Raw genomic sequence first — 12,420 nt, forward strand, 5'->3', positions numbered from 1 at the left:
TAAATGTTCTGGCATCACAACTTGTTCAAACAAACACGCTATTGGATTCTCAAACCACAAACACACACCCATCACCACCACCCGAAAAAACGAGCGTGTTCACTGGGGGTATCAGTTCCTACTTATGTGTCACCCACCCGGTGTCCTGACGCTTGGACCAAACCGTGTTTGTCCTGGTCAGACCCGGTGGAAACGGTGTTCCGTGAACCTCGTTTCCGGCGGGGCAACGAGATATAACTCTAGACCACTCCATCCGCACCGTGCAACTCCAAACCGGAAATTGCGCTGTGACACCCGTCACCGGGTGCAAAGACCCGGGTCTACGCCCAACTTCGCTGGCACAGCCGCACGCTTCTCGATCCCCACCAGACGCTCGCCCGTTGAAGTCGTCTGCCATCACTGCGCAGGTGATTCCCAGCGTTTCAGCACGCCCCGGCCCCTACACTGACGGCATGACTCAGAAAGAGCAGCGAGAACGACTCGGCCGGAACGATCTCGATCTCGAAGACGCCCTCATCGACGAAGCGGCCAACACAGTCACTGAGGGTGCCAAGCGGCTCAATCGGAAGTGGCCGGAACTGATAGTCACCGGGCTCTTCGGCGGCATCGATGTCGGGCTCGGCATCTTGGCCATGGTGCTCGTCAAGCAAACGACCGGGTCGGAGATTCTCGCGGGGATGGCGTTCGGCATCGGCCTATTGGCTTTGAAGCTGGCGCATTCGGAGCTATTCACCGAAGAGTTCTTGCTGCCGATCAATGCCGTCATCGCAGGCCAGGCGAATTGGATACAGGTCTTTCGGCTCTGGTCGGTGACTCTCGTGACCAACCTGCTCGGCGGCGCGGTCTTCGCCTGGTTGATCGTCATCGCCCTCCCGGATTACCACAAGACGATTGCGGATATGGCGCTCGGCTATATCAACCAGTCGTCGCTCATCGTCATGCTCGCCCTCTCGCTTCTTGCCGGCGCAACGATCACATTGGCGACACGCATGCAGCAGGGAACAGAGAACGACACGGTCAAGGCGATCGTCTGCATGATCACCGGTCTGCTGGTGATCGGAGCCAGCATGTTGCATGGAGCCATCAATGCGATTCTCATCCTTGCTGCAATGATGACGGGCGCAGACATTTCGATCCTCGACTTCCTGCAGTGGTTCGCAATCGTGATCCCGTTAAATATGCTCGGTGGCCTGCTGATCATCACCTTGCCCCGAATCGTGCGCACTCGCCGCGTGCTCTGGGCAGTGCGCAGAGGCCGCATCTCGCTCGAGGAACTCGAGGAGCAGAGCGCTTGAGTCGTTGAGTCAGGCTCCGCGGTAACCGGGCATCATCCGGTCGCTGTCGACGATCTGTTTGCCCAGCGGCATGAGAGAGACGGGGATGAGCTTGATGTTCGCCCAGCCGAGCGGGATGCCGATGATCGAGATGAACAGCGGGATCGAGGTGACGACGTGTCCGATGGCGAGCCAGACGCCGGCGACGATGAGCCAGATGATGTTGCCCAAGGTGGTCGCCACTCCGGCCGGGCGGGTTTCGATGACCTCGCGGCCGAAGGGCCAGAGTGCGTAGTTGCCGATGCGGAAGGACGCGATTCCCCACGGGATGGTGACGATGAAGATGCAGGCGATGATGCCGGCGGCCCAGTATCCGAGTGCCAGCCAGAGGCCGGAGAAGATGAACCAGATGATGTTGAGCAGGGTGCGCATGTTCTCCTCGTGCGTTCTGTCGGTTGCTTTCGGATATCCGTCATCTGCCAGTCTGCTCGATCACCCAATGCTTTTCCATGGTGCTGGCCCCATGGTGCCGATCAGGTTGACCGCACGAACCCGCCGCCGAACCTCCCACAAACTATTTGCTTGTATTCGACGATGACAAGGATTCCCGTTGTCGCGCGGGCTCAGTCGCCCCGGACCGTGCACTTTGGAAACGACAATGCCGCGCCCTCCGAGAGTGGACGCGGCATTGTCTGAGTCTGTCGTTGATCAGCCGACGATGTCGACGGCGCCGAGGGTCTTCTTGCCTCGGCGCAGGAGGACGACTCCCCCGGCTTCCGTGGAGAGCACATCGTCTGCGGTCAGGGTCTGCTCCTGGTCAGCGACCTTGACGTTGTTGATGTAGGCGCCGCCGTCCTTGATGGCACGGCGGGCTTCGCCCTTGGACTTGACGATGCCGGCGGTGACGAAGGCGTCGGCGACAGGCAGGCCTTCGGCCAGCTGGGTCGCGGACGCCTCTCCGCGGGGCAGCTCGGAGGTTGCGGCACCGAGCGTGGAAGCGTCGAGGCCGGCAAGCTCTCCCCCGCCGAAGAGGGCGGAGGCCGCGGCGATGGCCTGTTCGTAAGCCTGGCGTCCGTGGACCAAGGTGGTGACATCCTCGGCGAGGGCCTTCTGCGCTACACGGGTATGCGGGGCAGCAGTGAACTCGGCTTCGATGGCGTCGATCTCGTCGAGCGGACGCAGCGAGAACACCTTGAGGTACTTCACCACGTCGCGGTCGTCGGCGTTGAGCCAGAACTGACTGAAGGCGTACGGGCTGGTCAGCGACGAGTCGAGCCACACGGTGCCGGATTCGGTCTTGCCGAACTTCGTGCCATCGGCCTTCGTGATCAGCGGGGTGGCCAGGGCGTGAACGGACTTCTGCTCGACGCGGCGGATGAGGTCGACGCCAGAGGTGAGGTTGCCCCACTGATCGGAGCCGCCGGTCTGCAGGGAGCAGCCGTAGCGGCGGTTGAGCTCGAGGTAGTCGTTGCCCTGGAGGATCTGGTACGAGAACTCGGTGAAGGAGATGCCGGCTTCGCTGTTGAGGCGCGCGGAGACGGATTCCTTCGCGAGCATCCGGTTGACCGGGAAGTGCTTGCCGATGTCGCGGAGGAAGTCGATGGCCGACAGCTGCGAAGTCCAGTCGAGGTTGTTGACGATCTGGGCGGCATTGGGTCCGTCGAAGTCGAGGAACTTCTCGACCTGGGTGCGGATCTTCGCCACCCATTCCTCGACGACTTCACGCGGGTTGAGCGTCCGCTCCCCCGACATGCGGGGGTCGCCGATGAGACCGGTGGCGCCGCCGACGAGGGCCAGCGGGTTGTGCCCGGCCTGCTGGAGGCGGGCGGCGGTGAGCAGCTGGACGAGGTTGCCCATGTGCAGGCTCGGGGCCGTCGGATCGAAACCGACATAATAGGTCAGCGACTCCTCGGCCAGGGCTTTCTGCAGGGCGGTCTCGTCAGTAGATACTGCGACGAGCCCGCGGGCCTTGAGTTCGCTGAAGATGTCGGTCACTTCGGTCCTTTCGAATCTTTGGTCTGTGCCGGCGCGGAGCCGACGGGGTCAATTCTACGTGCTCGCCGAGGCGGCACTTCCCTTGCCTGCCATCTGAGCAACAGCGACGGACTGAACAACCCACGGTTCGCCATCTCGTCCTCGGCGCAGGAGCACTATCCCTGCACCTGCGCCGTGGCCAAGGCCGTTCATGCGTCCGAGCAGAACCTTGCGGGAATCGTCTGGCACTCTCGCCAGACTGAGATCAGCCACCAGCCAGACGCCGAAGTCCTTGTCCTGTTCGCCGACCGATTGGCCAAAGGCCGTGATGGGCTGGTTCCCACACAGTCGCTGACGGCGGTCGGTTCGATCGGCGAAGGAGCCGGACGCATCGTATTGGACGAGCTGCTCGAGGATCTCGGCGTTACCGTAGTCTCGCCACTCAGCTGAGGCCGCATCCCGACTCACCGGCATTCCGAGGAGTGTTTCCTCAACCGAACCAGTCACACGCTGCGGGCAGACCCCGCGAACTCGCGCAGTCGAACAACCTCAGCCTTCGCGTTGGCGATCTGCTGATCGACAGCCGAACGCGCCGTGCCGCCCTTGGCGTTGCGCGAATCGATCGAACCGAGCGTCGTGAGCACTTCACGAACGGCCGGAGTCAAATGTGAAGAGATCCCCGCAAAATCGTCATCGGACAGATCCCACAGTTCGACATCCCGCGATTCGGCCAACTGCACGCATGCGCCGGAGAGTTCATGAGCCACACGGAACGGCACGCCTTCACGGACGAGCCATTCGGCGATGTCCGTGGCCAGGGCGAATCCGCGCGGAGCCAGGTAGGCCATCCGCTCGGTGTCGAACTTCAGGTCGCGACCATCCCGGTGAACGCCGGCAGCAGCAGCTCGAGGGTGTCGGTGGCGTCGAAGACCGGCTCCTTGTCCTCCTGGAGGTCCCGGTTGTACGCCAACGGCAGCGCCTTGAGCGTCGACAGCAGACCGGTGAGATCACCGATGAGACGACCGGACTTGCCGCGAGTGAGCTCGGCGACGTCCGGGTTCTTCTTCTGCGGCATGATCGACGACCCCGTCGAGTACGCATCGTGGAGGGTGACGAACGAGAACTCCTTCGTCGCCCACGCGATGACCTCCTCGGACAGACGCGAGAGGTCGATGCCGATCATCGTCGTGATGAACAGGTACTCGGCGAAGACATCGCGCGAGGCGGTGCCGTCGATGGAGTTCTCCACCGAATCGGTGAACCCGAGGTCGCCGGCCACGGCCTGCGGATCGAGCCCCAACGACGACCCGGCCAGAGCACCCGAACCATAGGCAGAGACACCGGCTCGCGCATCGAAGTCGACGAAGCGAGCGACATCACGCAGCAGCGGCCACGCATGAGCGAGCAGATGGTGAGCCAGCAGCACCGGCTGAGCGTGTTGGAGGTGGGTGCGTCCGGGCATCGGCGCCTCGGGGTGCTCTTCGGCCTGAGCGATGAGCACCTCGACGGTGTCGAGCACGAGACCGGCGACCTCACGAGCATGGTCACGCAGGTACATCCGACCCATCGTCGCGATCTGATCGTTGCGGGACCGGCCAGCACGCAGCTTCCCGCCGAGCTCGGGCCCGGCGATCTCGATGAGTCCGCGCTCGAGCGAGGAGTGCACGTCCTCATCGGACTCGGCGGCGACGTATTCGCCGGCTTCAACGCGACGCAGCAGCTCGTCGAGCGCCGAGTGCATTCCGGACAGCTCGTCATCGGAGAGCAGTCCCGCGTGGTGGAGGACCTTCGCGTGGGCCTTGGACCCGGCGATGTCGTACTTCGCAAGGCGCCAGTCGAAGTCCGTGGACTTGCTCAGCGCGGCCAGCGCATCGGCCGGACCGTCGGAGAATCGTCCGCCCCACAGGCTCAGTCGTTCGCTCACAGATCGTCCTTTCCCACCAGCACGGATGCGCCGGTCCGTTCATTGAAATGATGAAGCTCAGTTGTCATTGTTCCAGTTTTCCCTCGCCGAGGCGGCCGTCCGTCCCGTGGATTCCCCACCGAGACAACCGGCCCAGTTCCAGGCCACACCGACAGAAGTTCACCCTTCGGACAGCCCACCGGCCGCGTATTCGAGGAAGGTCTCGGCCAGTGCCGCTCCCCCGACCGCGGCATCGGCGATGACGAGCACGGTGTCGTCGCCGGCGAGCGTGCCGAAGATGCCGACCATCGACGACCGGTCGATCGCCGAGGCCAGGTACTGTGCGGCCCCGGGCGGGGTGCGCAGCACGACCGTGTTGTCCTGGGAGACTGCGGAGACGAGCAGCTCTTCAAGAATGCGCGGCAGCTTCGCGTCGAGGCTCTCCCCCGTCGACTGCTGCAAGGAACGGTCCCCGCCTTCACCGGGAACGGCGTACACGGATCCCGCTGTGGATCGGATCTTCACGGCCCCCACTCGCGAGGTCGCGCGACAGGGTCGCCTGGGTGACGGTGATGCCCTGCGTCGCGAGCGCCTCGGCGAGTTCGATCTGGGACCGCACGGATTGGCGGGTGATGAGATCGATGATCTTCTGCTGTCGGGCCGTCTTCGTCAGCGGCGCGCTGTTGTTCGTCTCGGTCATCATCGCTCCAGGAGGAAGGTCATGAGGGCCTTCTGCGCGTGGAGGCGGTTCTCGGCTTCGTCGAAGACCACCGAGGCGGGGCCGTCGATGACTTCGGCCGTGACCTCTTTGCCGCGGTAGGCGGGCAGGCAGTGGAGGAAGATCGCGTCGTTGCTCAAGCTCATGAGTTCCTGGCTGACCTGGAACTTCGTGAACGGAGAGGCCTCGTCGTCGCGTCCGGCAGAGTCCTGACCCATGGATACCCAGGTGTCGGTGACGAGGACGTCGGCGCCGGTGGCGGCGGCAACGGAGTCGTCGGTGACGGTGAGCGATCCCCCGGTCTGGGCGGCGAGTGCCTCGGCTTCGGCGACGATTGCGGCGTCGGGCTGGTAGTCAGCGGGGGCGGCGATGCGCACGTGCATTCCGGCGTTGACTCCGCCGAGGGCGTAGGAGTTCGCCATGTTGTTCGCCCCGTCGCCGAAGTACGTCATGGTCTGGCCCTTCACGTCGCCGCGGTGTTCGCGGATGGTGAGCAGGTCGGCGAGGATCTGGCACGGGTGGAAATCATCGGACAGGGAGTTGATGACGGGCACAGAGGAGTGCTCGGCCATCTCTTCGAGGCCTGACTGGGCGTAGGTGCGCCAGATGATCGCCGAGACCATGCGCGACATCACCTGGGCGGTGTCGGCGATGGATTCCTTGTGCCCGAGCTGCGCCTCACCGGGGTTGATAATGAGTGGCTGTCCGCCGAGCGCGGCGATGCCGGCGGCGAACGAGACGCGGGTGCGCGTCGAGGTCTTGTCGAAGATGACGGCGGCGGTCTGCGGGCCGGCCAGCGGGGTCCGCGAGTAGGGGGCGGCCTTGAGTTCGACGGCGAGGTCGAGGACTTGCGTCTGCTCGGCCGGACTGAGGTCCGTGTCCTTGAGGAAGTGGCGTGTCATGAGGTGTCCTTCGAAAGTCTCGGTGGGGCTCAGCCGGTGATGAGGCCGGGCAGGGCCTCGATGAACGGAGTGAGCTCGTCGGTGGTGATGGTCAGCGGCGGGGCGAGGCGGACGCGTCCCGGTGCGACGGGGTTGATGATGAATCCGGCCTCAAGCGCGCGAGCAGCCACGGCCTTCGAGTCCGGAACCTGAGCGTCGGCCGCTCCTGTTGCGCTGTCACCTGACGCACCGCCTGTCAGTTCGAGCCCGAGCAGCAGTCCCTTGCCGGTGATCTCTCCGATGCCGTCGACCTCCGCCAGCTGGGCCTTGAGCCAGTCGCTGACCTCGGTGACGTGGTCGAGCAACCCCTCCTTCTCGATGGTCTCGAGCACCGCAAGTCCGGCGGCGCAGGCGATCGGGTTGCCGCCGAAGGTCGTGCCGTGCTGACCGGCCTCGAGCAGCTTCGTGTTCGCATCGCCGACGGTGATGGTCGCGCCGATCGGCATGCCGCCGCCGAGTCCCTTCGCCGAGGTGATGATGTCCGGGGTGACGCCCTCGCCGATCTCGGGATCCTGGTGGGCGAACCAGGAGCCGGTGCGGCCGATGCCCGACTGCACCTCGTCGAGGACCATGAGCGCCCCGACCTTCTGCGTCAGTTCCCGCACCGCCGTGAGGTAGCCGGCGGGATGCGTCCGCACGCCGACCTCGCCTTGGACCGGTTCGATGAAGACGGCTGCGGTGTTCTCATTGATGGCCGCTTCCAGCGCTCCGACGTCGCCGTAGGGCACGTGGACGACTCCGGGAACGCCCGGGGCGAAGGGTTCGCGGTAGGCTTCCTTCGCTGTGAGCGCGAGCGCTCCCATGGTGCGGCCGTGGAAGGCACCGTCGATGGCGATGATGAAGGGCCGTCCCCCACCGGCGGCGCGGCGGGCCATCTTGAAGGCCGCCTCGTTGGCTTCGGTTCCCGAGTTCGAGAAGAACACGGCCGACCCATCAGGCAGGTCGAGGATCTCGTGGAGTTTCTCGGCCAGGCCGATCTGGGCCGGAGACGTGAAGAAGTTCGAAATGTGGCCGAGCGTCGAGGCTTGCTCGGTGATGGCGTTGACCCATGCGGGGTGGCAGTGGCCCAAGGCGTTGACGGCGATGCCGGCGAGCAGGTCGAGGTACTTCGTGCCCGCCGCATCCCACACGTAGGAGCCTTCACCGCGGACGATGTCGAGCTGCGGGGACCCGAACACCGGGGACAGCACACGGGAGAAATCGTCGCGCCACGTCTGGGCCTGGTCGGAAGCCTGCCCGGCCGAAGCCTGCGTACCCGTCTGATCACTCATGAACGTCCTCCGTTGCTGTCGTTGCTAGCGTTCAAACCGTCCGTCGGGGCCGCCTCGGCAGGGTTCGCCTGGTGGCCGTCGCCCAGTGGTGCGGGTTCGACGATGGTGTCCTCGACCATGGTGCCGATGCCCTCCGAGGTGAAGACCTCAAGGAGGAGGGAATGCGCCATCCGGCCGTCGATGATGTGGGCCTGCTTGACCCCGTGCTCGATCGCCTCGAGCGCCGCGGTCATCTTCGGGATCATCCCCGAATCGAGCGACGGCAGGAGTTCGCGCAGCTTGCCCGGATCGATGCGGGAGATGAGCGAGGACGTGTCCGGCCAGTTCGCGTAGAGGCCGGGTACATCAGTGAGCATGATGAGTTTGTGTGCCTTCAGTGCCTTCGCCACCGCCGAGGCGGCCAGGTCCGCGTTGATGTTCAGCGGCTTCCCTGCCTCTCCCCCGATCTCGGAGGCGATGGAGCAGATGACGGGGACTCGGCCGGCGTCGAGGAGTTCGGTGAGCACGGTGGTGTTGACCTGGGCGATCTCGCCCACCCGGCCGAGGTCGATCACTTCGCCGTCCACCTCGGCGGTCGTTTTGTTGGCGAGGAGGAGGTCGGCGTCTTCACCGGACAGGCCGATCGCGGCGTCGCCGTTCTGGTTGATCCGGGACACGATGTCGCGGTTGACCTGGCCGGACAGCACCATGCGGATGACTTCGGCGGCTTCCTCGGTGGTCACGCGCTGTCCGGCTTTGAACTCGGATTCGATGCCCAGACGTTTCAGCATGGCCGATATCTGGGGGCCGCCGCCGTGGACGACGACGGGGCGGATGCCGGCGAAGCGGAGGAACGCGATGTCGTCGGCGAAGGACTGCTGCAGCTCCGGGGAGACCATGGCGTTGCCGCCGTATTTGATGACGATCGTGGCGCCGGCGAAGGTCTTGATCCAGGGCAGTGCCTCGGTGAGCGCCTCTGCCTTGACTTGGGCGGCGGCGAGCCGGGCGGCCGTGGATTTCGTGGACATGTCTACGGGGGTGTTCATGAGGAGTAGGCGCTGTTCTCTTCGACGTAGTCGTGGGTGAGGTCCGAGGTCCACACGGTGGCGATGTCACTGCCTGCGTGGAGGTCGATGGTGACGTCGACGGTGCGATCGAAGGTCACTTTCGCGGGGTCTTCGTCGGGGCCCGACGCCGTGCACACTTGGACGCCGTTGATGATCACATCGATCTGGGTGGGATCGAAATCCGCCGAGGTGGTTCCCACCTGAGCGACGACACGACCCCAATTCGGGTCCTCCCCGAAGATCGCGGCCTTGAACAGGGCCGACCGTGCCACCGACCGGGAGACTTCGACGGCGTCGGCTTCGCTGGCGGCACCTCTTGTGGTGATGGCGATGTCGTGGTGGGCGCCTTCGGCGTCGACGTGGAGTTGGTGCATGAGGTCGAGGCAGAGTTCGCGCAGCAGGGTGGTGAATTCGTCTGCGTCGACGGCGGCGTCGTGGGCGCCGGAGGACATGAGGATGACGGTATCGTTCGTCGACATGCAGCCATCGGTGTCGAGGCGGTCGAAGGACTGGCTCGTCGAGGCACGCAGAGCCTGGTCGAGTGTGGTCTGGTCGAGTTTCGCGTCGGTCGTGATGACGACGAGCATCGTGGCCAGCCCCGGTGCGAGCATCCCCGCGCCCTTGGCCATGCCGCCAATGGTGTATCCGCTGGAGCCGGTGCGGGTGGAGGTCTTCGCGACGGTGTCGGTGGTCATGATCGCCTCGGCGGCGGACTGTCCGGCTTCGACACTTGTGTCGGCCGCGGCGACGAGTGGGGCGAGGTTGTTCACAATTGCGTCGCGGAAGTCCTGTCCGCCGACCCCGATCAGTCCGGTCGAGCACACGAGCACATCCTCGGCGGGGGTGTCGGTGCCGGCGTCGGTGAGGAGTTCGGCGGTGGTCTGCGCGGTCAGCGTCGTCGTCTCGTAACCGAAGTCGCCGGTGTAGCAGTTTGCTCCCCCGGAGTTGAGGACGACGGCGCGGGCTTGCCCGTTTGCCGAGGCTTTCTGGGACCAGAGGACGGGGTTGGCCTTGCACCGGTTGGAGGTGTAGACGGCGGCGACTGCGGTGTCGGGTCCGTTGTTGACCACGAGAGAGAGGTCTTTGGTGCCGGAGGGTTTGAGGCCGGCGGTGAGTCCGGCGGCGGTGAAGCCGAGTGGGGCGGTGACGCTCATGGGGCGACTCCTTCGAGGGGAAGGGCGGTGGTCTCGTCGAGACCGAGGGCCAGGTGGATGGATTGGATGGCTTGTCCGGCCGTGCCGCGGACGAGGTTGTCCAGTGCCACGACGACGAGGATTGTTGAGGCTCGTTCGTCGACGGTGAACTGGAGCTGCGCGACGTTCGATCCGGTCGTCGCCGCGGTCTGCGGCCACTGGCCCTCGGGCAGGACGCGGACGAAGGGTTCGTCGGCGTAGGCCCGGTCGAATGCAGCGGCGAGCTGCTCCTTGAGTGCGGCGGCGTCGAGGAGTCCTTCGGCATTTCGCGGTGCGGCTTCGCCTGCGTCGGCGGTGATGGTCGCGAGGATTCCGCGGGCCATCGGCACGAGCGTCGGGGTGAAGGAGATCCGAGTGGGACCGTCGGCTACGTCGGCACCGAGGACTCCGTTGAGGTTCTGTTCGATCTCTGGCACGTGCCGGTGAGTACCGCCGGTGCCATACGGCGAGGCATTGCCGAGGACCTCGGCGGCGGTGAGGTGCGGCTTGAGCGCCTTGCCCGCGCCCGAGACGCCATTGGCAAGAACTGCATTGAGCCCGGCCGGTGCAGCAAGGCCTGCTTGAATAAGTGGTGCAAGGCCGAGGGTCACGGCGGTGACATTGCACCCGGGCACGGCGATGCGCTTCGTGGACTTGAGTGCTTCGCGCTGCTTCGCGCCGGCGGCGGTGAGGAGTTCGGGCAACCCGTACGTCCAGGTGCCCTGGTGTGCGGAGCCGTAGAACTTCTCCCATGCTGCTGCGCTGATGAGGCGGTGGTCGGCGGCGAGGTCGACGATGAGGGTGTCGGGGCTCGTCTGTTCGAGTTCGGCGGCGATCTGTCCGGACTGGCCGTGTGGGAGCGCGAGGATGACGACATCGTGGCCGGCGAGCACCTCGGCGGTGGACTCCTGGACCACGAGGTCAGAGAATCGGGGAAGATGGGGTTGATGTCGGCCGAGTTTCTCACCCGCGGTGGAATGTCCGCACACCGTGGTGACGTTCAAGTGGGGGTGAGTGCTCAGCAGCCGGAGGACCTCTCCCCCGGCGTATCCGGTGGCACCGGAGACGGCAACCGTAAGATCGTTCATATGTATAACCATACCAGGCAATTAATTTATATGCAGGAGGCGTCATGACCCAGGCAGTTCGTGCGATGCAGGCCGGTGGACCGGAGGTTCTTGAGTTCGGTGAGATCGAGACTCCGAAGCCCGGCCCTGGTGAAGTGCTCGTCAACGTCGAGGCGGCGGGCGTGAACTTCATCGACACGTACCGTCGTTCCGGTGTGTACCCGATGGAGTACCCACATGTCGTCGGCGTTGAGGGCACCGGGTACATCGCCGAGGTGGGCGAGGGCATTGAGAGCTGGTCAGTTGGTGACCGTGTCGCGTGGCATGAGGGTCCGGGTTCATATGCGACGCAGGTCGTCGTGAAGTCTGATTTCCTTCTGCGTGTACCGGAGGGTGTGTCCGCTGATGTGGCTGCGGCGATGCCGCTGCAGGGTCTGACGGCGCAGTACCTCGCGACGAGTTCGCATGAGATCAAGCCGGGCCAGACGGCGCTCGTGCACGCCGGTGCTGGTGGAGTCGGATTGTTGCTGACGCAGATCATCAAGCACTTGGGTGGCAATGTCATCTCGACGGTGAGCACCGAGGAGAAGGCAGAGCTGTCGCGCAAGGCCGGCGCCGATGAGGTGTTCCTCTACGGTGAGGGCGTCGACATCACGGCGAAGGTCCAGGAGCTCACCGACGGCGAGGGTGTCGATGTCGCGTATGACGGTGTCGGCAAGGACACTTTCGATGCGTCGCTGGCATCGATCAAGCCGCTGGGGTCGATGGTGCTCTTCGGTGGGGCTTCGGGTCAGGTCCCGCCGTTCGACATTCAGCGCCTGAACTCCTCGGGCGGAATCTTCCTGTCCCGCCCGTCCCTGGCCTGGTTCGTTCGCAGCTCGGAGGAGCTGGCGAAGCGTTCGGCGATGCTCTTCAACGGCATCGAGCACGGCTGGCTCAACTTCCGCGTCGGCGCCACGTTCCCGCTGGCCGATGCGGCGGATGCGCATCGTGCGCTGGAGGGCCGTAAGACTACCGGCAAGGTTGTGCTGACTGCCTGATACAGACACGCAGA

10 protein-coding genes and 2 pseudogenes are annotated in these 12,420 nt (G+C 64.8%); 3 read left to right on the forward strand and 9 right to left on the reverse strand.

The genetic code is table 11. The features are described 5' to 3' along the window. The first annotated feature begins 452 nt into the window (after positions 1 to 452). A complete protein-coding gene (locus tag AC2W7L_RS10815) occupies positions 453 to 1,295 on the forward strand; it encodes a formate/nitrite transporter family protein (protein ID WP_486004472.1) in 843 nt (280 codons plus the stop codon). Positions 1,296 to 1,304: 9 nt separating this feature from the next. On the opposite strand, the gene AC2W7L_RS10820 is transcribed toward AC2W7L_RS10815, so the two are convergent. Continuing rightward, positions 1,305 to 1,706, reverse strand: coding sequence for a YccF domain-containing protein (locus AC2W7L_RS10820; protein ID WP_062862869.1), 402 nt, complete (start codon positions 1,704 to 1,706; stop codon positions 1,305 to 1,307). Between the two features lie 276 nt (positions 1,707 to 1,982). After that, a complete protein-coding gene (gene tyrS, locus AC2W7L_RS10825; RefSeq protein WP_486004473.1) occupies positions 1,983 to 3,269 on the reverse strand; it encodes a tyrosine--tRNA ligase in 1,287 nt (428 codons plus the stop codon). 174 nt (positions 3,270 to 3,443) lie between these two features. On the opposite strand from tyrS, the gene AC2W7L_RS10830 reads away from it, so the two are divergent. Then, positions 3,444 to 3,698, forward strand: coding sequence for a hypothetical protein (locus AC2W7L_RS10830; protein WP_486004474.1), 255 nt, complete (start codon positions 3,444 to 3,446; stop codon positions 3,696 to 3,698). A gap of 53 nt (positions 3,699 to 3,751) precedes the next feature. Here AC2W7L_RS10830 and argH read toward each other — a convergent pair. The 7 genes and pseudogenes from argH to argC all read right to left on the reverse strand — a co-directional run bounded on the left by argH (position 3,752) and on the right by argC (position 11,387). Beyond that, positions 3,752 to 5,172: pseudogene (gene argH, locus AC2W7L_RS10835) on the reverse strand (argininosuccinate lyase). 159 nt (positions 5,173 to 5,331) lie between these two features. Continuing rightward, positions 5,332 to 5,854: pseudogene (locus tag AC2W7L_RS10840) on the reverse strand (arginine repressor). Next, entirely contained in the window at positions 5,851 to 6,771 is a 921-nt protein-coding gene (argF, locus tag AC2W7L_RS10845; RefSeq protein ID WP_486004475.1) for an ornithine carbamoyltransferase, read from the reverse strand. Before argF ends, AC2W7L_RS10840 begins: the two are co-directional and overlap by 4 nt. Before the next feature lie 29 nt (positions 6,772 to 6,800). Beyond that, positions 6,801 to 8,081 carry an acetylornithine transaminase gene (locus AC2W7L_RS10850; protein WP_486004476.1) on the reverse strand — a complete coding sequence of 427 codons (1,281 nt, stop codon included), beginning with the start codon at positions 8,079 to 8,081 and terminating at the stop codon, positions 6,801 to 6,803. Then, positions 8,078 to 9,106, reverse strand: a complete 1,029-nt coding sequence (gene argB / locus AC2W7L_RS10855; protein WP_486004477.1) for an acetylglutamate kinase — start codon at positions 9,104 to 9,106, stop codon at positions 8,078 to 8,080. The genes AC2W7L_RS10850 and argB overlap by 4 nt, the downstream gene beginning before the upstream one ends. Continuing rightward, complete coding sequence (gene argJ, locus AC2W7L_RS10860) at positions 9,103 to 10,281, reverse strand: bifunctional glutamate N-acetyltransferase/amino-acid acetyltransferase ArgJ (RefSeq protein WP_486004478.1); 1,179 nt, start codon at positions 10,279 to 10,281, stop codon at positions 9,103 to 9,105. Before argJ ends, argB begins: the two co-directional genes overlap by 4 nt. After that, the gene (gene argC, locus AC2W7L_RS10865) at positions 10,278 to 11,387 is read right to left on the reverse strand and encodes an N-acetyl-gamma-glutamyl-phosphate reductase (RefSeq protein WP_486004479.1); all 1,110 of its coding nucleotides are present in this window, start codon (positions 11,385 to 11,387) and stop codon (positions 10,278 to 10,280) included. Before argC ends, argJ begins: the two co-directional genes overlap by 4 nt. A 44-nt stretch (positions 11,388 to 11,431) precedes the next feature. Between argC and AC2W7L_RS10870 the strand changes: the two genes are divergently transcribed. Then, positions 11,432 to 12,406 carry a quinone oxidoreductase family protein gene (locus AC2W7L_RS10870; RefSeq protein ID WP_486004480.1) on the forward strand — a complete coding sequence of 325 codons (975 nt, stop codon included), beginning with the start codon at positions 11,432 to 11,434 and terminating at the stop codon, positions 12,404 to 12,406. The last annotated feature ends 14 nt before the right edge of the window (positions 12,407 to 12,420 follow it).

The sequence above is a fragment of the Brevibacterium sp. LAARM3_SD1 genome (genome assembly GCF_057364765.1).